This is a genomic window from Thermocrispum agreste DSM 44070 (assembly GCF_000427905.1).
Classification (GTDB): Bacteria; Actinomycetota; Actinomycetes; order Mycobacteriales; family Pseudonocardiaceae; genus Thermocrispum; species Thermocrispum agreste.
The window spans coordinates 83,150-104,104 of sequence record NZ_ATYX01000008.1 but is presented as its reverse complement, the minus strand read 5'-3'; the positions used below and the strand labels follow the sequence as shown (position 1 = coordinate 104,104).

The 20,955-nt window shown below is 70.3% G+C and carries 21 protein-coding genes; 17 read left to right on the top strand and 4 right to left on the bottom strand.

The genetic code is table 11. The features are described 5' to 3' along the window. The first annotated feature begins 133 nt into the window (after nucleotides 1-133). The 17 genes from YWY_RS0106545 (at nucleotide 134) to YWY_RS0106460 (ending at nucleotide 17,447) form a co-directional block, all read left to right on the top strand. The gene (locus tag YWY_RS0106545; RefSeq protein ID WP_028846951.1) at nucleotides 134-1,291 is read left to right on the top strand and encodes a L,D-transpeptidase; all 1,158 of its coding nucleotides are present in this window, start codon (nucleotides 134-136) and stop codon (nucleotides 1,289-1,291) included. A 239-nt stretch (nucleotides 1,292-1,530) separates the two neighbouring features. After that, on the top strand, nucleotides 1,531-2,847 hold the full coding sequence (gene mshA / locus YWY_RS0106540) for a D-inositol-3-phosphate glycosyltransferase (RefSeq protein WP_425426115.1): 1,317 nt from the start codon (nucleotides 1,531-1,533) through the stop codon (nucleotides 2,845-2,847). A gap of 29 nt (nucleotides 2,848-2,876) precedes the next feature. Then, the gene (locus tag YWY_RS0106535) at nucleotides 2,877-3,395 is read left to right on the top strand and encodes a type III secretion system chaperone family protein (RefSeq protein WP_028846949.1); all 519 of its coding nucleotides are present in this window, start codon (nucleotides 2,877-2,879) and stop codon (nucleotides 3,393-3,395) included. Nucleotides 3,396-3,468: 73 nt separating this feature from the next. After that, nucleotides 3,469-4,404 (top strand): DUF4349 domain-containing protein, encoded by a 936-nt coding sequence (locus tag YWY_RS0106530; RefSeq protein WP_038044662.1) that lies wholly within the window; start codon nucleotides 3,469-3,471, stop codon nucleotides 4,402-4,404. A gap of 390 nt (nucleotides 4,405-4,794) precedes the next feature. Next, complete coding sequence (locus YWY_RS0106525) at nucleotides 4,795-5,544, top strand: phosphoglyceromutase (RefSeq protein WP_028846947.1); 750 nt, start codon at nucleotides 4,795-4,797, stop codon at nucleotides 5,542-5,544. Nucleotides 5,545-5,786: 242 nt separating this feature from the next. Next, nucleotides 5,787-6,977, top strand: coding sequence for a sensor histidine kinase (locus tag YWY_RS0106520; RefSeq protein ID WP_028846946.1), 1,191 nt, complete (start codon nucleotides 5,787-5,789; stop codon nucleotides 6,975-6,977). After that, nucleotides 6,974-7,657, top strand: coding sequence for a response regulator transcription factor (locus tag YWY_RS0106515; RefSeq protein WP_028846945.1), 684 nt, complete (start codon nucleotides 6,974-6,976; stop codon nucleotides 7,655-7,657). The genes YWY_RS0106520 and YWY_RS0106515 overlap by 4 nt, the downstream gene beginning before the upstream one ends. Nucleotides 7,658-7,663: 6 nt before the next feature. After that, nucleotides 7,664-8,662, top strand: coding sequence for a Ppx/GppA family phosphatase (locus YWY_RS0106510; RefSeq protein ID WP_028846944.1), 999 nt, complete (start codon nucleotides 7,664-7,666; stop codon nucleotides 8,660-8,662). A 115-nt stretch (nucleotides 8,663-8,777) separates the two neighbouring features. Further along, the gene (locus YWY_RS23095; protein ID WP_051309921.1) at nucleotides 8,778-10,550 is read left to right on the top strand and encodes a hypothetical protein; all 1,773 of its coding nucleotides are present in this window, start codon (nucleotides 8,778-8,780) and stop codon (nucleotides 10,548-10,550) included. Further along, nucleotides 10,547-11,347 (top strand): sugar phosphate isomerase/epimerase family protein, encoded by an 801-nt coding sequence (locus YWY_RS0106500; protein ID WP_028846943.1) that lies wholly within the window; start codon nucleotides 10,547-10,549, stop codon nucleotides 11,345-11,347. Before YWY_RS23095 ends, YWY_RS0106500 begins: the two co-directional genes overlap by 4 nt. Nucleotides 11,348-11,460: 113 nt before the next feature. Next, entirely contained in the window at nucleotides 11,461-12,387 is a 927-nt protein-coding gene (locus YWY_RS0106495; RefSeq protein WP_028846942.1) for a proline dehydrogenase family protein, read from the top strand. A 46-nt stretch (nucleotides 12,388-12,433) separates the two neighbouring features. Further along, nucleotides 12,434-13,300 (top strand): thioesterase family protein, encoded by an 867-nt coding sequence (locus tag YWY_RS0106490; RefSeq protein WP_028846941.1) that lies wholly within the window; start codon nucleotides 12,434-12,436, stop codon nucleotides 13,298-13,300. A gap of 89 nt (nucleotides 13,301-13,389) precedes the next feature. Then, nucleotides 13,390-14,202: a pyrroline-5-carboxylate reductase gene (gene proC, locus YWY_RS0106485; protein ID WP_038044661.1), complete on the top strand. Its 813-nt coding sequence runs from the start codon at nucleotides 13,390-13,392 to the stop codon at nucleotides 14,200-14,202. A 443-nt stretch (nucleotides 14,203-14,645) separates the two neighbouring features. Then, on the top strand, nucleotides 14,646-14,861 hold the full coding sequence (locus tag YWY_RS0106475) for a helix-turn-helix domain-containing protein (protein WP_028846939.1): 216 nt from the start codon (nucleotides 14,646-14,648) through the stop codon (nucleotides 14,859-14,861). Nucleotides 14,862-14,985: 124 nt separating this feature from the next. Then, entirely contained in the window at nucleotides 14,986-15,087 is a 102-nt protein-coding gene (locus YWY_RS23610) for a 30S ribosomal protein bS22 (RefSeq protein ID WP_084609054.1), read from the top strand. 250 nt (nucleotides 15,088-15,337) lie between these two features. Next, nucleotides 15,338-16,375 carry an NAD-dependent epimerase/dehydratase family protein gene (locus tag YWY_RS0106465; RefSeq protein ID WP_028846938.1) on the top strand — a complete coding sequence of 346 codons (1,038 nt, stop codon included), beginning with the start codon at nucleotides 15,338-15,340 and terminating at the stop codon, nucleotides 16,373-16,375. A 22-nt stretch (nucleotides 16,376-16,397) separates the two neighbouring features. Further along, a complete protein-coding gene (locus YWY_RS0106460; protein WP_038044660.1) occupies nucleotides 16,398-17,447 on the top strand; it encodes a lysophospholipid acyltransferase family protein in 1,050 nt (349 codons plus the stop codon). Between the two features lie 87 nt (nucleotides 17,448-17,534). Here YWY_RS0106460 and YWY_RS0106455 read toward each other — a convergent pair whose 3' ends face one another. The 4 genes from YWY_RS0106455 to YWY_RS0106440 form a co-directional block, all read right to left on the bottom strand. Then, a complete protein-coding gene (locus YWY_RS0106455; RefSeq protein ID WP_425426114.1) occupies nucleotides 17,535-18,446 on the bottom strand; it encodes an HAD family hydrolase in 912 nt (303 codons plus the stop codon). Between the two features lie 30 nt (nucleotides 18,447-18,476). Next, nucleotides 18,477-18,821, bottom strand: coding sequence for a hypothetical protein (locus tag YWY_RS0106450; RefSeq protein WP_028846935.1), 345 nt, complete (start codon nucleotides 18,819-18,821; stop codon nucleotides 18,477-18,479). Nucleotides 18,822-18,932: 111 nt separating this feature from the next. Beyond that, complete coding sequence (locus tag YWY_RS20625) at nucleotides 18,933-20,135, bottom strand: DUF5667 domain-containing protein (protein ID WP_156899128.1); 1,203 nt, start codon at nucleotides 20,133-20,135, stop codon at nucleotides 18,933-18,935. 136 nt (nucleotides 20,136-20,271) lie between these two features. Beyond that, nucleotides 20,272-20,919 (bottom strand): sigma-70 family RNA polymerase sigma factor, encoded by a 648-nt coding sequence (locus YWY_RS0106440; RefSeq protein WP_051310001.1) that lies wholly within the window; start codon nucleotides 20,917-20,919, stop codon nucleotides 20,272-20,274. Between the last annotated feature and the right edge of the window lie 36 nt (nucleotides 20,920-20,955).

Here is a 20,955-nt window from a genome sequence, read left to right as displayed (position 1 = left end):
CGCGGCTGGGTGCGCATCGAGCAGCTACCCAGAAGTAGCCGCTTGCCGCATCGGGTGAACCGGACGGCCCGTGGCATTCTGGACACGGCCGGTTTGTCCACGCGGCAGATCGCCGCTTGAGGAGGGGGTACCCGTGATAACACGCCGCACCGTGGTCCACGCGGCCGTGGCGGGATCGACCGTAGGACTGCTCGCCGCCTGCACCGGCGGCTCCACCGACGGGCAAGCCGTAGCGGACCCGGACAGTCCGCCAATCGCACTCATCACGGCAGAACCCGGGGACGGCGCGACCGGCGTCAAGGTGCGTGACGGCATCCGGCTGACGGTCAGCAAGGGCAAGTTCACCGAGGTCACGCTGACCAACCCGGCGGGCAAACAGGTCAAGGGCAGCATCTCCGAGGACGGTACGACCTGGCGGCCCGCCGAGCCGCTCGGCTACGGCAAGAAGTACACCTACACCGCCAAGGCGATGGGGGACGACGACAAGCCGGTGGAGCTGACCGGCAGCTTCACCACGCTCAAGCCCAAGTCCGTGGTGCGGGCCACCCTGAACCCCATCGACGACGCGGTGGTCGGCGTGGGCATGCCGATCAGCGTGCGGTTCGCCCAGCCGGTGAAGAACCGCAAGGCCGCGGAGCGGGCGTTGAAGGTGAAGACCACGCCTGAGGTGGAGGGCTCCTGGGGCTGGCTGCACGACCAGCAGGTCGACTGGCGGCCGAAGGAGTACTGGCCGGCCAACACCGAGGTCGAGGTGACCGCCGAGCTGTACGGGGTGCACTACGGCGGCGGGGCCTACGGCAAGGCCGACATCACCACGAAGTTCCGCATCGGCCGCAACCAGGTGGTCAAGGTGCACACCCCGGAGCACCGGATGAAGGTCTACCGGGACGGCAAGCTCTACAAGACCTACCCGTGCAGCAACGGCCGGGACGACGACCCGGACCTGAACACCCCGAACGGCACGGTCATTGTCATGTCGAAGGAGCCCACGTCGATCTTCGACAACGAGCGCTACGGCTACACCAACGTCAAGAAGAAGTGGTGCTGCCGGATTTCCAACCACGGCGAGTACATCCACGAGAACGAGGAGAACCGCGCCAACATCGGCAAGCGGAACACCTCGCACGGCTGCATCAACCTGTTCGAGGCCGACGCCAAGGACTACTTCGACTCGGCGCTGCTGGGTGACCCGGTGGAGATCACCGGCTCCAAGGCGGACTTCCCGACGACCTCGGACGTGTGGGACTGGCTGGTGGACTGGGAGTCCTGGCGCAAGCTGTCCGCGCTCTGACCGCTCCGCTCGGTCCACCTCGGCTGTGCCGGACCCGTCGGTGACACCGCTTGCGGGGCGCCGTGTGCTGCCCGTGACGCGCCGTGGCCGGGGAGGCAGCCGGGACGTGCGGAAGGCCACAATCTCCCCGCCGGTGTGAGGCCAACCACCCATTGTCCGCCACAGTTGGTGGGAAGATCTTCGCCGTCCCAGGTGTTGGACGCCGAGAGAACCCGCGCGCGCTACAAGGGGGTTGCACGATGACGTCCCGCACCACCGCATCCACCGACGTCTTCGCTCGAACCGTCGGGTGGATGCCGCGCCGGGTGGCCGTGCTGTCGGTGCACACCTCGCCGCTGGAGCAACCGGGCACCGGCGACGCGGGCGGGATGAACGTCTACATCACCCAGACGGCCAAGGAAATGGCCCGCCGCGGCATCGCGGTCGAGGTGTTCACCAGGGCCACGTCGTCCGATCAGCCACCCGTCGTGGAGATGGTGCCGGGCGTCCAGGTGCGGCACGTGCCCGCCGGGCCGTTCGAGCCGCTGGATCGCTCCGAACTGCCCAGCCAGCTGTGCGCGTTCACCGCGGGGGTGCTGCGCGCCGAGGCCTTTCACCCGCCGGGCTACTACGACCTGATCCACTCCCACTACTGGCTGTCCGGGCAGGTGGGCTGGCTGGCCGCCGAGCGGTGGCGGGTACCGCTGGTGCACACCGCGCACACGCTGGCGAAGGTGAAGAACGCGGCGCTGGCCGACGGGGACAAGCCGGAGCCGCGCGGCAGGGAGATCGGCGAGCAGCAGGTGGTCGAGGCGGCCGACCGCCTGGTGGCCAACACCGCGGTGGAGTCCGCCCAGCTGGTCGAGCTCTACGGGGCCGACCCTGCCCTGGTCAGCACCGTGATGCCGGGTGTGGATCTGGAACGCTTCACTCCCGGTTCGCGGATCGCGGCGCGGGCCGAGCTCGGCTTGCCCCCGGACGCCCTCGTGCTGGCGTTCGCGGGCCGGATTCAACCGCTCAAGGCCCCGGACGTGCTCTTGCGCGCGGCCGCCGTGCTGCTGGAACGCGATCCGTCACTGCGGGAACGACTAGTGGTGCTCGTGGTGGGCGGGCCGTCCGGGACCGGCCTGGCGCAGCCCACCGCGCTGCGCGAGCTCGCCGGCACGCTCGGCATCGACGACATCACGCGCTTCATGCCGCCGCAGCCCGCCGACCGCCTGGTGCAGGTCTACCGGGCGGCCGACGTGGTCGCGGTGCCCAGCTACAACGAGTCGTTCGGGCTGGTGGCGCTGGAAGCGCAGGCATGTGGGACCCCCGTGGTGGCCGCGGAAGTCGGCGGCCTGCCGGTGGCCGTCCGGCACGACGTCTCCGGGTTGCTGGTGCCGACCCACCGGGCGGACGACTGGGCCGATGCGCTGGCCGCTGTCGCATTGCGACCGGGCGAGCGCGCGCGGCTGTCGGCGGGCGCCTACGCTCATGCCGCGCAGTTCTCGTGGCGGGTGACGACCGACAAGCTGCTGGCCGCCTACGCGGCGGGTGCGGCCGTCAGCAGGCCACAGGCTGCTCAGGCCGTCTAGGGCTGCGACCAAGGACCCCAGGAGGCGCGATGTCCGACCTCGAGCAGGTCGTGCGGTCCACGCTGGACGCGATGGAGATCCGCTACGCCGAGCACGGCCCGGGCAAGTTCTTCGCCACCCTGCCCGGCACCAAGAAGCTGCAGACCAACTGCTGGCTCATCGTGGGCGACAACGCGTTCGCCATCGAGGCCTTCGTGTGTCGTCGGCCGGACGAGAACCACGAGCAGGTCTACCGCTACCTGCTGCGCCGGAACACCCGGCTGTACGGCGTCCATTACGCCATCGACGACGCAGGCGATATCTACCTGGTCGGCCGGATGGCGCACGAGTCGGTGACCGAGGACGAGCTGGACCGGGTGCTCGGGCAGGTGCTGCAGGCCGCCGACGGCGACTTCAACACGCTGCTGGAACTCGGATTCGCCGAGTCGATCCGGCGGGAGTGGGAGTGGCGGGTCTCCCGCGGCGAATCGCTGGCCAACCTGAAGGCGTTCGAGCACCTGATCAAGCCGTCGGCCGAGCGCGAGCCGGGAAGCTTGTCCGACTCGTGACGTTTGCGGTGCAACTGCGCTGAGGGCTCCTTCCGTCCTGCGGGCATCACACCCGTCGACGAAGGGGAACCTCATGCACAGGGGCTTTCGCATGCTGGGCGTGCTGACGCTCGCCGGGTGCCTGGCCGTCGGCTGCTCGTCCGAGGGCGCGAGCCGGTCCACCTCGGCGGCGTCGCCGCTGAGCGCGAACGCGTCCGAAGGAGCGGTCGACCGTGCCCAGCCCGGTCCGCAGCAGGCTGCTCCGGGCAGCCCGGGGGAAAGACCGCCCGCCACGCCGGAGCAGGCAGGCCCGAGCGCCGCCACCGGCACCGCGCCCGCCGCCGCCGACCTGGCCACCAAGGACCGCAAGCTCGCCCGCACCGCCAACGCCACGCTGCGGGTCAAGGACGTGGCCCGCGCTGCGGCTCGTGCGCGCGACATCGCCGCCGGCTTGGGCGGCTACGTCGGATCGGAGCGGACATCGGAGGATTCGGCGACCCTCGCCTTGGCGGTCCCTGGCGAGAAGCTGGATCAGGCGCTCGACCGCATCGCCCGGATCGCGCCGCTGACCACCCGCGAGGTGACCGTCGAGGACGTCACCGACGCCGTGGTCGACGTGCAAAGCCGCATCGCGTCCCAGCGGCGCAGCGTGGCACGTGCGCGGGCACTGCTTGATCAGGCGAAGACCATCGGCGAGATCGTCACGGTCGAGGAGGAGGTCGCCGAACGGGAAGCCGAGCTGGAATCACTCCTCGCCCGGCATCAGGCGCTCACCAGCCGGGTCGCGATGGCTTCGATCACCGTCACGATCACCCGCGACGACGTGCCTGCCGGCCAGCAGGACGACGACACTGGTTTCCTGGCCGGGCTCGCCGGTGGCTGGGACGCGTTCACCACCATGCTCGCCGCCGTCGCGACCGGCATCGGCGCAGCTGCACCGTTCGTGCTCGTCCTCGCGCTGCCGGGGGTGGCGGCGGTGCTGTGGCTGCGCAGGCGGCGCAATCGCAACCTGGCGACCGAGAGTCGATGATCGATCGCGGTGGGTAACGACTGGCGGAACGGCTCGAGGGAGGGGGAGTCGCGAAGCTCGAGCCGTTCCGCCAGGTCCGCCGGAAGTCCGACCGTGACGGGAGCCAACGGACGGCGGCGATTCCCGGCCCGCGCCAGGGAGTGCGTGGAGGCCGGCGCGGACGGGGTCGAGACACAACTTGTCAGAAATGCCACCGTTTTCTCAAGTACCGCCGCTCATCCATCCGGGCGGATTCTGCCGCTGACGTCCGCTCGGGGCAGCGTTTCGGAGCCCGGGAGAGTGAACGAAATCACTCGACGTGCCCAGGAAGGCAGAAAGGTCGTTCTACCGCCGGTAGGACCGTGTTACCCGTGTAGCCAGGGGGCCGGGGTCACCGAATAGCCTGAACGCATGGCTGACAACGCGATGGGAACCTTGGTCTTGCTCCGCCACGGGCAGAGCACCTGGAACGCGGAGAATTTGTTCACCGGCTGGGTCGACGTTCCGCTCTCCGAGCAGGGTGAACAGGAAGCCCGGCGCGGCGGTGAACTGCTGCGCGAACGCGGCGTGCTGCCGGATGTCGTGCACACGTCGCTGCTGCGGCGCGCCATCGTCACGGCCAACATCGCGTTGGACGCCGCGGACCGGCTGTGGATCCCGGTGCGGCGGGACTGGCGGCTCAACGAACGGCACTACGGCGCACTGCAGGGCAAGAACAAGAAGCAGACGCTGGAGCAGTTCGGCGAGGAGCAGTTCATGCTGTGGCGCCGCTCCTACGACACCCCGCCGCCGCCGATCGAGCCGGGCAGCGAGTTCAGCCAGGACGACGACCCGCGGTACGCGGGAGTCGACATCCCGCGCACCGAGTGCCTGAAAGACGTCCTCGAGCGGGTGCTGCCGTACTGGGAGTCCGCGGTGGTGCCGGACCTGCGGGCGGGCAAGACGGTGCTGCTGGCCGCGCACGGCAATTCGCTGCGGGCGCTGGTGAAGCATCTGGACGGCATCTCCGACACCGACATCGTCGGCCTGAACATCCCGACCGGCATCCCGCTGCGCTACGACCTGGACGAGAACCTCAAGCCGATCAAGCGCGGCGGCGAGTACCTGGATCCGGAAGCGGCGAAGGCCGCCGCGGAAGCGGTGGCCAACCAGGGCCGGTGAATTCTTGCTGACCGGCGTTCGGTGAACCACGGCCAAGGCCCCGGTGTCGATCATGCCGGGGCCTTGCCGTTTCCCGCGGCAGGCGCCCGGGCCGGCGGTTCGCCCACGGTGACCGCAAAACCACCAACGGGTGAACGGGAATTGACCTGCCGGGAAACATTTCCGCCCCGGATGTCACCGCGGTCACGAATTCCACGTCCGAGACTAGGACAACCGCCTACCTGCATGTTTACGATTCGCCCGTGAGTGTGGTCGCGACCGTTGCCGTCGCCGTCGGCTCGTTGGTGGCCGGCGTGGTGCTGGGGTATTTCCTCCGGCGCTCCTCCGGTGGGCAGCGCGCCGGCCGCCCAGAGGGCCCGACGGTGGCGGAATTGCTGCTTCGGCTACTGGATTCCTCGCGCAGCGCCATCGCGGTGATCAACAAGTTCGGCGACACGGTGCTGCACAATCCGCGCGCGGTCGAACTCGGTGTGGTGCGCGACAACCGCATCGACCCGCGAGCCAGGGTGGCCGCCGACCAGGCGCAGCAGACCGGCGAGAAGGTCTCCATCGACCTGTCCCCGCTGCACGCCAAGGGCAGGCAGCCGGAGGCGGTGGTCGGTGAGGCGACCGCGCTGGGCGACGGGTTCACCGTCATCGAGGCGGTCGACCATTCCGAGGCGGTCCGGTTGGAGGCCACCCGGCGGGATTTCGTAGCCAACGTCAGTCACGAGCTCAAGACGCCGGTCGGCGCCATGGCGCTGCTGGCCGAGGCCGTGCTGGACGCGGCGGAGGACCCGATCGATCCGGACGGGGTGCGCCGGTTCGGCAGGAAGATCCTCGACGAGGCCAACCGGATGGGCACTTTGGTCTCCGAGCTGATCGCGCTGTCCCGGTTGCAGGGCGCCGAGCGGCTGCCGGACCTGGTCGAGGTGGACGTCGACGACGTGGTGCGGGAAGCGCTCGAGCGGGTCAAGCTCCCCGACGACGAGGACCGCAGGCGGTTCACCACCGACGTCGACAGCGGCCTGGTGGTGGAAGGCGACCGCACGCTGCTGGTGACCGCGTTGACCAACCTGCTCAACAACGCGGTCGCGTACTCGCCGCCGGGCAGCCCGGTCTCGGTGACCCGCCGCCTGGTGGACGGGATGGTGGAGATCGCGGTGACCGACCGCGGCATCGGCATCGCCCCGGAGGAGCAGGAGCGCGTGTTCGAACGGTTCTACCGGGTGGACAAGGCGCGCTCACGGGAAACCGGCGGCACCGGGCTCGGGCTGGCCATCGTCAAGCATGTCGCCGCCAACCACGGCGGATCGGTGCGGCTGTGGAGCGTGCCCGGCACCGGCTCGACGTTCACACTGTGCATTCCCGCGCGGCAGAGCGTGCGGGCGAACGCGACCCATGGCGAGCGTGCCACGCGCCTCGTCGGGACCGACCACGGAGGAAAGCTGTGACCAGGGTGCTGATCGTCGAAGACGAGGAGTCGTTCGCTGACCCGCTGGCCTTCCTGCTCCGCAAGGAGGGATTCACGACGGCGATCGCCACCGACGGCCAGCAGGCGCTCGAGGAGTTCGACCGCAACGGCGCCGACATCGTGCTGCTCGACCTGATGTTGCCGGGCATGAGCGGCACGGACGTGTGCAAGAAGCTGCGCCAGCGGACGTCCGTGCCGGTGATCATGGTGACCGCGCGGGACAGCGAGATCGACAAGGTCGTCGGGCTGGAGCTGGGGGCGGACGACTACGTGACCAAGCCGTACTCGGCGCGTGAGCTGGTCGCCCGGATCCGCGCGGTGCTGCGGCGCGGCGAGAAGTCCGCCGACCGGAACTCCTCGTCGGTGCTCACCGCCGGGCCGGTCCGGATGGACGTCGAGCGGCACGTGGTGACCGTCGACGGCAAGGAGGTCGCGCTGCCGTTGAAGGAGTTCGACCTGCTGGAGTACCTGATGCGCAACGTCGGCCGGGTCCTCACCCGCAGCCAGCTGATCGACCGGGTGTGGGGCGCGGACTACGTCGGCGACACCAAGACGCTGGACGTGCACGTCAAACGCCTGCGTTCGAAGATCGAACCCGACCCGAGCTCGCCGCGCTACCTGGTGACCGTGCGCGGCCTCGGCTACAAGCTCGAGGCGTGACCCGCCATGCGGCTCGGGGTCCTCGACGTCGGTTCGAACACCACGCATCTGCTGGTGGTGGATGCGCATCGCGGTGGCCACCCGACCCCGACGCACTCGGAGAAGACGATGCTGCGGCTGGCTGAGCGGATCACCCCCGACGGCGAGCTGAGCCAGGACGGTGCGGAGGACCTGGTGGCGGCCGTCGCCGCGGCACGCGACTCGGCGATCCGCCTGGGCTGCAGCGAGCTGATGGCGTTCGCGACCTCCGCGGTGCGGGAGGCGACGAACGCCGCCGACGTGCTCCGGCAGGTCTACGAGCGCACCGGAGTCGACCTCGAGGTGTTGTCCGGTGCCGACGAGGCCAGGTTGACGTTCCTTGCCGTGCGCCGGTGGTTCGGATGGTCCGCGGGCAGGCTGCTGGTGCTGGACATCGGGGGCGGCTCACTGGAAATGGCCATCGGTGTCGACGAGGTGCCGGACACCGCCCTGTCCCTGCCGTTGGGCGCCGGGCGGGTGACCCGCACCAGGTTCAGCAACGATCCGCCCAGCCGGTCGGAGCTGGTGGACACCTGCGCATGGCTGGACGAGCAGCTTTCCGGGGTGCGTGAGCAGGTCATGGCCAACGGTGCGCCGGACCACGCGGTGGCGACGTCGAAGACGTTCCGGTCACTGGCCAGGCTCACCGGCGCCGCGCCGTCCGCGGCGGGCCCGCGCGTGCGCCGCACACTCACCGACACCGCGCTGAGCCAGCTGATCGCGTTCATCTCCCGGATGACCGCGGCGGACCTGGCGGAGATCGACGGAGTCAGCCCGAGCCGCGCTCATCAACTTGTGGGTGGCGCGCTGGTGGCGCAAGCGACGATGCGTGCACTCGGTGTGAGCGAATTGACGTTGTGTCCCTGGGCGTTACGCGAAGGCGTGATTTTGCGCAGGCTGGACCACACGGATCTGGATGCGCACGGTGAAGTCTGGTCTCAGCAAGTGGGCCCGAGCGGGGTCGGCCCTGCACGCAGGCGCGCGTGATTCAGTACCGTGTAACGCTGTGACAACGCTGGCGGTGCTACCAGCCCCTGTCAGGCCGTTGGCGAGCCGTCACGCCACGTGATGCACGGATCGGCGATCAGGCACGGTGAGAGGGATGAGTCGACAGAACGGTGAACAGCCCACGCGGCGGCTCACTGTTGCCGAGCTGTTGGCGCAGCACGGCAAGACCGACATCAGCAGCAGTGCCGGTCGTCGCCGCCGCCGGCGTGCGGAGGGCCCGGACGAAGCGGCCGACACCGAGCTGACCACGACCGCGCCGCACGAGATCATCGCGCGTATTCGTGCCGAGCGGCACGACGCCGGGTACGACGGCGACGACAAGCCTGGGCGCAACGGGCATTCGCTCGGCGAGCTGGACACCAAGACCGAGGTGGCGCGGCCGGGGCCGGACGCCGCCCAGCCGAAGCCGCCCGCGCCGAAACCACCGCAGGGCCAGCCGGACGACACGGCGACGACCAGGACCGACATCAAGCCGGTCACACCGCACGACGGCCCCTCTCGCGACGACATCCCACCGCTGCGTCAGCCCGGCCCGGGGAACCGGACCGGGCGGGGCTTCGCGCCCGTGCCGCCACCCGGGGACCGCAACGGGACCGGTTTCCCGTCCGCGCCTCGTGGTGAGCGGTCCGGTACGGCGTTTCCGCCTGCCCGGCCCGGCGGGGAGCGGACGGGCACCGGATTCTCGCCGATGCCGGGTGCGGGTGAGCACAGCAAGCCTGCCTTCCCGCCCGCCAACCGGCCGGGTGACCGAACTGGGACCATGCCGCCGACCCCGCCTCGTGGTGAGCGGTCCGGTACGGCGTTTCCGCCTGCCCGGCCCGGCGGGGAGCGGACGGGCACCGGATTTTCCCCGATGCCGGGTGCGGGTGAGCACGGCAAGCCTGCCTTCCCACCCCCGCCCCGGTCGGCCGAGCGCAGCAACCCCGGCTTCGCCCCGCCGCTGCGGCCCGGCGGCGTCAACGGGATCAACGGTGTCAAGGGCGTCGAGAGCGTCGACGGGGTCACCGGTGGCAAGGGGGTCAACGGCGCCAACGGAACGGCCGTGCCGCCCGCCGCTGCCGGGGAGAAGTCCGGCACCGCCTTCGCGGCACCGGTCCCGCCCGGTGCCATCGACGACCGGCTGAACGGAGCGGACACCACGCTGGCGAACCGGCCCGGCCAGCCGCCCACGCCGGGGCCGGGCGGCCCGCCGGTCCCGCCGGAGCAGCGCCAGCAGATGGCGCCGGAGGACGGCCACACCGAGCAGTTCGACGCGGTCGAGGACTTCGTCGAGGACGCCGAGGAGGAGCTGGCCGACGACGAGTACGCCTACGACGAGGCGGATTACGCCGAGGACGACGAGCTCGACGACTACGCCGACGGGGACTACGACGACAGCGATTACGCCGACGAAGGCTACGAGGACAGCGACTACGTCGACGAAGGCTACGAGGACGAGAACTACGCCGAAGACTACGACGCTTCCGGCGAGTCCGCCGTCGACGACGCAGACGACGAGCCCGAGCTGCTGAGCGGTCAGCAGGCCAAGCCGGAGCCCGCCGCCGAGCAGGCGGCGGCGTCCGACCAGGACGACCAGGGCGACGAGGACGACGAGCAAGAGCAGTCCCCGGCCAGGCAGTGGCTGGTCGTCGGGGTGCAGCTGGCGCTGGGCGTGGTCGGCGGCGCGGCGGTGTGGCTGTTGTTCAACTGGCTGTGGAACCAGCTGCCGGTGGTGGCACTGGGCACCGCGCTGGTGGTCACCGCAGGCCTGGTGTGGATCGTGCGCAAGATCCGCAAGGCCGAGGACATGCAGACGACGCTGATGGCGGTGCTGGTCGGCCTGGTCGTGACGGTGTCACCGGCGATGCTGTTGCTGCTGTCCAGATGAGTACTCGGTCGATCCCGGTCGGACTGTCCACCGCGTCGGTCTGGCCGCTGCGTGCCAACGTCGGCTTCGAGCTGGCCGCCGAACTCGGCTTCGACGGCGTCGAGGTGATGGTCTGGGTCGACTCCATCAGCCAGGACGTCTCCGCGCTGAAGTGGCTGTCGGACTCCACCGGCGTGCCCGTGCTGTCGGTGCATTCGCCGTCGTTGCTCATCACCCAGCGGGTGTGGTCGTCAGACCCCGAGGTGCGGCTGCGGCGCAGCGTCGACGCCGCGCTCGAACTGGGCGCCCGCACCGTGGTGGTGCACCCGCCGTTCCGCTGGCAGCGCAGGTACGCCGAAGGATTCGCCGATCTGGTGGCCGAGCTGGAGGAGTCCAGCGGCGTCGAGATCGCGGTGGAGAACATGTACAAGGTGCGGCCGCCGATCGGTGCCCGCAAGCGGCGCGTGTCCGCGTTCCATCCGTCGATCGATCCCACCGACGTCGGCTACCGCCACTACACGCTGGACCTCTCCCACACGGCGGCCGCGGAGATGGACGTCTTCGCGCTCGCCGACCGGATGGGCGAGGGCCTGACCCATGTGCACCTGGCCGACGGAACGGGGCGGCCGGTGGACGAGCACTTGCTGCCGGGCAAAGGCAACCAGCCGTGCGCGGAATTCCTGGAGAAGCTGGCCGCCAGCGAGTTCTCCGGTCAGGTGATCCTGGAGATCAACACCCGCAGCATGCGCCGTCCGGCCGATCGGGTGCGAGCGCTCGGGGAAGCGCTGTTGTTCACCCGCCTGCACCTCGGGCAGTGACGTCCACCGGGCATCCGTACCGGGCCTGTGCTGCACGTTCGTGTCGGCACCCACGCGGGCCGGGTGCGCGGTGGACACCCGGCGGAACGGCGGAATCCGGTTAGTCTCGTGGTGTGAACCCGTTGCGCTCGCTCATCCTGGCCGCGGCCGAGGCCGAGTCGATCCGCAAAGCGGTCAAGACCGCGCCCGTGACCCGTAGCGTGGTCGAGCGCTTCGTCGCCGGGGAGACCACCGAGGACGCGGTGGCCGTGGTGGCGCGCCTGGCCGACGAAGGCCTGCACGTCACGCTGGACTACCTCGGCGAGGACGTCACCGACAATGCCCAGGCCGAAACCACCGTGCAGGCCTACCTGCAGCTGCTCGACCAGCTGCACGCCGCCAAGCTGACGCCACGGGCGGAGGTGAGCGTGAAGCTGTCCGCGCTCGGCTTGAAGCTCGACGAGCGGCTGGCGGCCGACAACGCCTTCCGCATCTGCGCGGCGGCCGAACAGTGCCGCACCAGCGTCACCATCGACATGGAGGACCACACCACCACGGACGCCACGCTGCGCATCGTCCGCTCGCTGCGGTCGACGTGGCCGGACGTCGGCGCGGTGGTGCAGTCGTACCTGCGGCGGACCGAGGACGACCTGAAGGAGCTCGCCGTTCCGGGTTCCCGCGTCCGGCTGGTCAAAGGCGCCTACGCCGAGCCGCCGGAGGTCGCCTACCAGGATCAGCACGAGGTCGACCTGGCCTTCGTGCGGTGCGCCAACCAGCTGCTGGCCAGCGGCGGGTACCCGATGTTCGCCACTCACGACCCCCGGCTGATCGACGTGGTGCAGGACCGGGCGCAGGCGTACGGGCTCGGCCCCGGTGACTACGAATTCCAGTTCCTTTACGGCGTCCGGCCGGACGAGCAGCGACGTTTGGCCTCGGCAGGGGATACCGTTCGGATCTATGTTCCCTACGGCGATCAGTGGTATGGGTACTTGATGCGCAGGCTTGCCGAGCGACCCGCGAACACAGCGTTCTTCCTGCGCGCGTTGGTGAGCAGATCATGAACCATGTCCGTCCCTGTCCCTTGACCAGCGCTGACGGGATCGCGTCATGACTGCGTCCGCGACCGAGCAGCCGGTGCCGTTCGCCACGGCCAGCCAGGCCCGTTCCCTCGGAGACGGGACGTTCACCGCGGCCCTGCGGTCCGAGTGGTCCATCAACGGCCACCCGCACGGAGGGTTCGTGACGGCATTGATCGCGCGCACGGCCATGCAGGTGGCGAGCGAGCACGAAGGGATCAACGGCGAGCCGGTCTCGGTCAGCGCGGAGTTCCTCCGGGCCACCAGCCTCGGGCCGGTGCTGCTGCGCACGGACGTCCGCAAGGTGGGCAGGCAGACGTCGGTCATCGCGGTGATCGTCGAGCAGCGGGGCCGCAGCTGCGTGGAAGCATCCGTGGTGATCGGCCGCGTGCCTGCGCAGCGGCCCGCGTGGGTGGACCTGCCGGTGATGCCCGCCGAACCACCGGCGAACGCGCTGCCGCTCGGCGAGGAGATGCCCGGGGTCGGGCCGAGCGTCTTCCGGCTCGCCCAGGGATGCGACGTGCGGCTGGACTCCAGCGCGGCGGCACAGGTGGCGCGGCGGCCGGTGCGCCCGGCACCGGGCACGCGGGACCGGCAACCGCCGCCGAGGATGCGGCTGTGGGTGCGGCCGCGGAACGCCGAGCCCGATCTGTACTTCGCGCTGCTGGCCGGCGACCTCAACCCGCCCATGCCGCTGCTCATCGGCCGCCCGGGATGGGCGCCGTCGGTGCAGATGACCGCGTACCTGCGGGGCAGGCCGGTGCCGGGGTGGCTGCGCATTCACGTGGAGAGCAGGGCGGTCGGCGGGAGCTGGTTCGACTCCGACGCCACGGTGCTCGACGCCAGCGGGCAGCTGGTCTGCCAGGCCCGCCAGCTGGCCCTGACCCCTGGTCCGTGAGTCCGGTTCCGCCGGCCGGGGCGGGTTGTTGACCGAGCGCAGCCGGATGCTTTCCGCGCATGCCGGGCGTGCGCTTCTAGAGTGTGCACATGAGCAATCCCGTCATCGCGGTCGTCGGTGCAGGCAAGATCGGTGAGGCGCTGCTGTCCGGTCTGCTCCGCGGCGGCCACCAGCCGGACGAGCTGATCTTCGTGGAGCGGCACCCCGAGCGGTCCGCGCAGCTCACCGAGCAGTACGGCATCCGCGGTGTCGACCTCGCGGAGGCGGCCAAGACCGCCGACGTGCTGGTCGTCTCGGTCAAGCCGCAGGACATCGAGCCGCTGCTGGCCGATCTGGCGCCGCTGGTCAGCTCGCGGACGCTGATCGTCTCGCTGTGCGCGGGCCTGCCGACCACGCTCTTCGAGCGGCGGCTCGGCCAGGTGCCGGTGGTGCGCGTCATGCCGAACACGCCGATGCTGGTCGGCGAGGCGATGAGCGTGGCCTCCCCCGGCCAGTACGCCACCGCCGACCACGTCGCCGTGGTGGAGAAGATGCTGTCGCACGTCGGCAAGGTCATCGAGCTGCCGGAACACCAGCAGGATGCGGTGACCGCGCTGTCCGGGTCGGGCCCGGCGTACTTCTACTACCTGGTGGAAGCCATGATCGACGCCGGCATCCTGCTCGGGCTGCCGCGGGCGGTCGCCGAGCAACTGATCATCCAGTCGGCGGTGGGTGCGGCGAAGATGCTGGCCACGTCCGACGAGCACCCGGTCCTGCTCCGCGAAGCGGTGACGTCGCCTGCCGGGACGACCATCAACGCCATCCGTGAGCTGGAGAAGCACGGCGTCCGGGCGGCGCTGCTGGACGCTATCGAGGCCGCCAGGGACCGGTCGGTGGAACTGGGGAAGGCGCACGAGGACTGAGGGTGGTGTCGGCGCGTGGATCGGGTGCGATCTGGCGGCGGCGCTCGGCGTGATGCGGCCCGACGCCCGCCTGCCCTCGCGACTCGGCTCCGCGTCGGCTTGTTTCTCACGCCTCGGCTCCACACCAGCTTGTTCCCGCGCCTCCGCCCCGCGCGCCCTGCCCCGCCCGGGGTATTTTCCGCGCTCGGTGTCCGCCGCTTCGCCCCCGTCCGGTGCCCGTCTCCGGTATGACGTCGACCACGCCCGAAAAGAGCAATGCATATCACGCGGATGGCTCTTTTCCCGGCAGCGACACGCCGACCGCGGGCAGCGGTTCGCGGCAAATCGGGCGCGCATGTCGCACGAGTCACACAGGTCCCGCTAGGCTCAGAGGTAGCACGCGCGTGTCGTCACCGTTCGGTGGGGAAGCCGAGCGGCGCGACGCGTGCCACAGGAGTCTGACTATGCCGCAGAAGAAGGGCCCCCAATCGGTCACGCCGGGCGAGGTGCAGTTCCTGACCGTCGCCGAGGTCGCCGCGATGATGCGGGTCTCCAAGATGACCGTGTACCGCCTGGTGCATTCCGGCGAGCTGCCCGCCGTCCGGGTGGGCAAGTCCTTCCGGGTGCCGGAGAAGGCCGTGCACGCGTACCTGGAGAACGCCTACTACGACGTCGGATGAGCGCGATCACCGACCCCGGCACGATCCGGTCCCCCGGGCAGTGCAGGAGCGGGCAACTGCCCGGCGAACGGCGCTTGATAATCTCGCCAAGCTGGTTCAATTCGTGTGAAAAGAGGAGTGCCCTGTGGGGTCGGTGATCAAGAAGCGTCGCAAGCGCATGTCCAAGAAGAAGCACCGCAAGCTGCTGCGGAAGACTCGCCACCAGCGTCGCAAGCAGGGCAAGTGATCATCGCGCCGCCGGGCCACGGCGGCGGCCCTCGCACCGGCACCGGCGTGGACCGGAACCGCTTCCTTCGGCCCGGGTGTCCATCCGCGGTCGAGGGTGTTAACAGGTCGTAAGCACTCTGGGGAAGGCCGCACACGCGGAGTAGCATCACCGATGCGCGCCGTGCCACGAGCGAAGACGGTGCGCACCGGCCGGCGGTGCTGATCGCGCCGTCGTGAGTCGTTCGTGTCCTTCGCGTCCGGGGAGCGGTATGCCGTCCAGAATCGTGCTGGTCACCGGGGTCGGCGGCGAGCTGGGTGGCAAGCTGCTGGCCAGGTTGGGCAACAACCCGGATTTCCAGCGGGTCATCGGCGTGGACACGGTGCCGCCCGCGCCGCACGTGGCCGCCCGCATGGGCCGGGCCGAGTTCGTTCGGGCGGACATCCGTAACCCGCTCATCGCCAAGATCATCGCAGCGTCCGAAGTGGACACGGTGGTGCACGCATCCACCACGGCGCACCCGGCGGGCCCGGCGAGGCGGACCGCGGTCAAGGAGATGAACGTCATCGGCACCATGCGGTTGCTGGCGGCCTGCCAGCGATCCCCGCTGGTGCGCAAGCTGGTGGTCAAGTCGACGGCGGCGGTCTACGGCACCGATGCGCGCTCGCCCGCGGTGTTCGACGAGGACGCCCCGCTGCGGCCGCCGTCGGCGCAAGGTTTCGTGGCCGACGCGGTCGAGGTGGAGAACTACGTACGCGGCTTGCAGCGCAGGCGGCCGGACATCGCGGTCACCGTGGTCCGGTTCACCAACCTGATCGGCCCGCAGGTCGACACGGTGACCACCAGGTACTTCGCGTTGCCCGTGGTGCCGACCATCCTGGGCTACGACGCGCGCATCCAGCTGCTGCACGCGGCCGATGCGCTGAGCGTGCTGGAGCTGGCCGCCGTGGAGGACAAGCCGGGCGTGTTCAACGTCGGCGGCGACGGGGTGCTGACGCTGTCCCAGGCGATCCGCCAGGCCGGCCGGGTGGAGCTGCCGCTGCCCAAGGCGATGCTGCCGTCGATCGGGAGGATGCTGCGTGGCGCCAGGCTGGTGGACTTCTCGCCCGACCGGATCCAGTTGCTGCAGCACGGGCTGGTCGTGGACACCACGAAGGTGAAGCGGGAGTTCGGTTTCGTGCCCCGCTGGTCGACGCAGGAAGCGTTCGACGACTACGTGCAGGGTCGGGGGCTGCGGCCGGTGGTCGACGGGGGCGCGATGACGGAGTCGCTGAGCAGGGTGGCGTTCGCCGCCGCGCGCCGCATGTGATCCGCGAGTCCCAGGAGTTGTGATGGCCGATCAAGATCCCGCACTGGGTGTCGTCCGAGGTGGCGGCGCGGCCCAGGCCCGCACGGCCGGGGCCGCCCAGGTGATCCCGCTCCCCGGGCGTTCGGGGCGGCACGCGACGCCGGCCGGTGATCGGTGCGATGCCGAGGTCGCCGACGTGGTCGCCATGCCGACCGCCGCCGGACGCGCCGGGCGGAGCGACCACGTGGACGCGGACGAGGAGTCCGTCCCGGCTCAGCTGAAGCGGGCACTCGACTTCGTGCGGGACAGGCTGACCGGCGACTACGACGTCGACGAGTTCGGGTTCGACGCGCAGCTGACCGAGGCGTTGGTCCTGCCCGCGCTGCGCGTGCTGTACGACAAGTGGTTCCGGGTGACCACCTCCGGGGCGGAGAACCTGCCCGCCACCGGTGGCGCGCTGTTGGTCTTCAACCACTCGGGCACGCTTCCGCTCGATGCCCTCATGGCCGCGGTCGCGGTGCATGACGCGTCTGGCAGGCACGCCCGCCATCTGGCCGCCGACCTGGTGTTCAAGCTGCCGTTCGTCGGTCCGTTCGCCAGGAAGGCCGGGTACACGCTGGCCTGCAACCCCGACGCGGAGCGGCTGCTGAGCGGCGGCGAGCTGGTGGGCGTCTTCCCCGAGGGGTTCAAAGGGATCGGCAAACCGTTCTCGTCCCGGTACAAGCTGCAGCGGTTCGGCAGGGGCGGGTTCGTCTCCGCCGCGTTGCGCACCCGGGTGCCGATCGTGCCGTGCGCCATTGTCGGGGCGGAGGAGATCTATCCGAAGATCGCCGACCTCAAACCGCTGGCCCGGCTGCTGGGGCTGCCGTACTTCCCCATCACGCCGTTCTTCCCGCTGTTCGGGCCGCTCGGGGCGATCCCGCTGCCGACGAAGTGGCACATCGAGTTCGGTGAGCCGGTGCGGACCGACCGGATGACCGAGGACGCGGACGACCCGATGGCGGTCTTCACGCTCGCCGATCAGGTGCGCGAGACGATCCAGCAGATGCTCTACGCCCGCCTGGCACAGCGCAAGAGCATCTTCCGGGGGTAGGGTCGGCGCCCCTGACAAGCCGACGCCACGGCAGGCGACCTCGCGGCCGAGGAGTGGTGCGGAGCGCCCAGTGGCTGTGCTGTCCGGTCAGCGTTTGCGGTAGGCCATGCCTGCGGCCAGCACCCCGGCCAGCGCCCCGATGCCCAGTACGGACGGAACGCCGATCTTGGCGGCTTTGCGCCCGGTCCGCCAGTCGCGGATCTCCCACTGCCGTTCCCGCGCGATGTCCCGCAGGCCGGTGTCCGGGTTGATGGCCACCGCCGTGCCGACCACCGACAGCATGGGCACGTCGTTGACCGAGTCCGAGTAGGCCGTGCAGCGCTTGAGGTTCAGGCCCTCCTTGGCGGCCAGCGCCCGGACGGCATGCGCTTTCGCCCGGCCGTGCAGCAGATCGCCGACCAGCCGTCCGGTGTAGACGCCGTCCTTCTGCTCGGCGACGGTGCCGAGGGCGCCGGTCAACCCCAGCTTGCGCGCGATCAGGTTGGCGATCTCCACCGGCGTGGCGGTCACCAGCCACACCCGCTGGCCGGCGTCCAGGTGCAGCTGGGCCAGTGCCCGGGTTCCGGACCAGATCTTGTCGGCCATCAGCTCGTCGTAGATCTCCTCGCCGATGGCGTTGAGTTCGGCGACGCTGCGCCCGGCCACGAACGACAGCGCCTGCTCCCGCGGCGAGTTGAGGTCGCCCTCCTTGCCGCTGATCCGGAACTTCAGCTGCTGCCAGGCGAAACCGGCCAGGTCGGCGGTGGTGAAGTACTTGCGCGAGGCCAACCCCCTGGCCAGGTGGAACAACGACGAGCCCATCATCATCGTGTTGTCCACGTCGAAGAACGCCGCGGCGGTCAGGTCCGGCGTCACCTGCTTCTTCGGCTTGCCGGGTTCGGCGTCGGCGTTGGCCTTCTCCAGTGCGACCGCGGCTTCGGCGGAGGCCTCACCTGCTTCTGCGGCTCGCTGCTCCACGTCGCGCGGCGACTCCTTGCTCCACCACAACGACACGCGCACCGCCTCCCAGGGAGCAAATCGTCCTGTCAGTTACAGCCTATCCAGGCCCCCGACGACGTGCTGTTTCACCCGCGATCTTGCTTGGCCGCGAATCACCGGGTCGATCGGAGCCGACGACGTGCTTTTCACCCGCGATCTTGCTCGGCGGCGAGTCACCGGGTCGATCGCCATGAGGCGCAGGCGAAACAGCGGGCCCTGACCGCTGGGCCGATCACGCAGTCGTGCGTCACCCGGCTCGTCGATCGATCGATGGAATGGTGCACCCGGTCGGCGCTCGACCCGGCAGTACGGTTCGCCCTCGCGCCGAGCCGTGTCCGGCACGGGTTCCTGGCGAAGAACGGCCTCGGTGACGACGATGTCGATCTCCAGCAGCATCGTCTCCCAGCCATCCGCGCAGCACCGGCGCAACCAGCGATCAGCCGGAAAGGGGTTGGAGTGGAGCAACGACGACGTGTCCCTGCGCGGCGAAAGGCGGCCGGACAGCGGCTAGTTCAGGTCCAGGCGGAGGTTGAGCTTGCCGAGCTTTTCCAACAGCGGCAGCAACGGAAGACCTCCGGGCTGCTGCGTGGGCTCGTCCGGCGGCGGCTGAGTCGTCGTGCGGTCAGGGGCTTCCGGAAGCTGCACGGTCGGCGGAGCGCTGTCGCTACCGCTGCCACCGGGTTGCCCGCCGTTGTCCGGTGACTTCTGCTCTGCCGGGTCTTCGGCGGTGGACGGCGCATCGCCCGGCTTCGCCGCCGAGGGCGACTTGCCGCGCGTGCTGTCCGCGGGCTGTTCGCTCGCGCGCGGGCGGACCGACAGGTCGGGCGACGTCGGGGCGTCCTGGCATTCCAGCGTCGCGGGCAAGGCACCGAGGGCATCGGCATGTCCGGAAGTGATCTGCCGACATGGCCACCGAGCCAGCAACGCGCTGGCACGCTGCTGCACGCGGGAAATCAGCTCGACGCTGCCGTCGAGATCCCCCACCGTGCTCGCCGGCACGTCGGGACGCAGCGCTGCGAGCCGCGCGCGGTTCTTCTTCGCCCAGTCGCGCAGCGCCCGCAGGTCGTCGCCGTTCGTCTGCGGGGCGTAGCTGGTGATGTTCCGGGACGCGGCCGCGACCGTGCCGTTCAGGTCGGCGATCAGCGAGCGGTATCCGGCCAGTTCCTCGGCTGTGGTCCCGCCGTCGGCCCGGTCCCGCTCGGCCAGCGCGGCCAGCTCGGCGATCCGGGTTTCGGCCAGCTCCAGCTGCCGGAGCGCCTTGTCGCTCGGCGAGAAGGTCAGGTCGAGCGAGATCGACTCGGTGGTGCGTTTGACGTCGTACAGCCATTCGCCGGGCAGGGCGCTCTGCGACAACTCGATCCCGAACGCCCCCAGCGCGACGATCCCGGCGGCGGTGGCGGCGGCCCACAAGCCGGCCTTGCGCCGCTGCGCGCGGGACGGCCGGGCGAGCGGACGGACGGTGGTCGATTCCTCCGGCTCGTCGTCGGTGGTGATGGCGGCCGCCTCGGACATCACCGCGGCTTTCATGCGGTCCCGCCGGGCCGGCTCGAGAACGGGTTCGGAGCCCAGCTGGCGCAGCAGCGCGACCACGGCAAGCTCGTCGGCGAACTCGGTGTCCCCGGTCTCCGGCGCGCGCCCAGCACGATCCACCGCGTCGGCGAAGCGGTCACTGGCTTCGCGCGGCCGCCGGGACCAAACGGGCTCGTTCACGCTGCTGTCCTGACTCGGGGGCGATTCCTGAGGGCCCAACGACCAGCCCTGGTGCCGGTTACGCCGGTCCACCCGGAAGAACGCCTGTCCGGCCCGGGTGGTTCCGGCCCCGCCGCGAGCCGGGGCGGCGACGCCGTCATCTGGTCCCCCGCGGCAGCAGTTGCGCGAGGCGGCGCACGGCGCGATGTTGCAGCGCCTTCACCGCACCCTCGTTGCGCTTCATGATCACTGCCGTCTCGGCCACCGACAGTCCCTGCAGGAACCGCAGTACGATGCATTCCCGCTGGTCGTCGCCCAGCTCCGCGATGCACCGCAGCAGCTGCTCCTTGGTGGCCATGGCCATGACCTGGTGCTCCGGGCCTTCGTCTGCCCGGTGTTCGGCCAGGTACGGCACCGGCCCGGCGTCGGCGATCTCGCCGGTGCTGATCTCCCGCCGGTACTGGCTCGACTTGACGTGGTCGAGCACCAGGTTGCGGGCGATGGTGATGAACCAGGCGCCGACGTCGCGTCCCTGGTAGGTGATCGAACGGATGCGCCGCAGCGCGCGCAGGAACGTCTCGCTGGTGACGTCTTCGGCCAGTTCGCGGTTGCCCAGCCGGAACAGCACGTAGCGGAAGACGGTGTCGACGTAGCGGTCGTAGAGCGCGGCGAACGCCTTCTGGTCGCCCGCCTGCGCCGCGCGCACCAGCCGCCAGGCCTCGCTGTCGCCGTCGGTCGCCGCACCGCCGACGGCCTCGGCGGTGGCGGGCGGCCCGGGCAGCGGATGCCGGCGCGTGGTCGTCATGGCGTTGGTCGCTCCGGGGCGGGCCGAGGACACCTG

Coding starts and splice junctions, on each gene's coding strand:
- mshA (WP_425426115.1), top strand. CDS start 1,531: ATGACGTCCCGCACCACCGCATCCACCGACGTCTTCGCTCGAACCGTC.
- YWY_RS0106535 (WP_028846949.1), top strand. CDS start 2,877: ATGTCCGACCTCGAGCAGGTCGTGCGGTCCACGCTGGACGCGATGGAG.
- YWY_RS0106530 (WP_038044662.1), top strand. CDS start 3,469: ATGCACAGGGGCTTTCGCATGCTGGGCGTGCTGACGCTCGCCGGGTGC.
- YWY_RS0106525 (WP_028846947.1), top strand. CDS start 4,795: ATGGCTGACAACGCGATGGGAACCTTGGTCTTGCTCCGCCACGGGCAG.
- YWY_RS0106510 (WP_028846944.1), top strand. CDS start 7,664: ATGCGGCTCGGGGTCCTCGACGTCGGTTCGAACACCACGCATCTGCTG.
- YWY_RS23095 (WP_051309921.1), top strand. CDS start 8,778: ATGAGTCGACAGAACGGTGAACAGCCCACGCGGCGGCTCACTGTTGCC.
- YWY_RS0106500 (WP_028846943.1), top strand. CDS start 10,547: ATGAGTACTCGGTCGATCCCGGTCGGACTGTCCACCGCGTCGGTCTGG.
- YWY_RS0106490 (WP_028846941.1), top strand. CDS start 12,434: ATGACTGCGTCCGCGACCGAGCAGCCGGTGCCGTTCGCCACGGCCAGC.
- proC (WP_038044661.1), top strand. CDS start 13,390: ATGAGCAATCCCGTCATCGCGGTCGTCGGTGCAGGCAAGATCGGTGAG.
- YWY_RS0106475 (WP_028846939.1), top strand. CDS start 14,646: ATGCCGCAGAAGAAGGGCCCCCAATCGGTCACGCCGGGCGAGGTGCAG.
- YWY_RS0106465 (WP_028846938.1), top strand. CDS start 15,338: ATGCCGTCCAGAATCGTGCTGGTCACCGGGGTCGGCGGCGAGCTGGGT.
- YWY_RS0106460 (WP_038044660.1), top strand. CDS start 16,398: ATGGCCGATCAAGATCCCGCACTGGGTGTCGTCCGAGGTGGCGGCGCG.
- YWY_RS0106450 (WP_028846935.1), bottom strand. CDS start 18,821: ATGCTGCTGGAGATCGACATCGTCGTCACCGAGGCCGTTCTTCGCCAG.
- YWY_RS0106440 (WP_051310001.1), bottom strand. CDS start 20,919: ATGACGACCACGCGCCGGCATCCGCTGCCCGGGCCGCCCGCCACCGCC.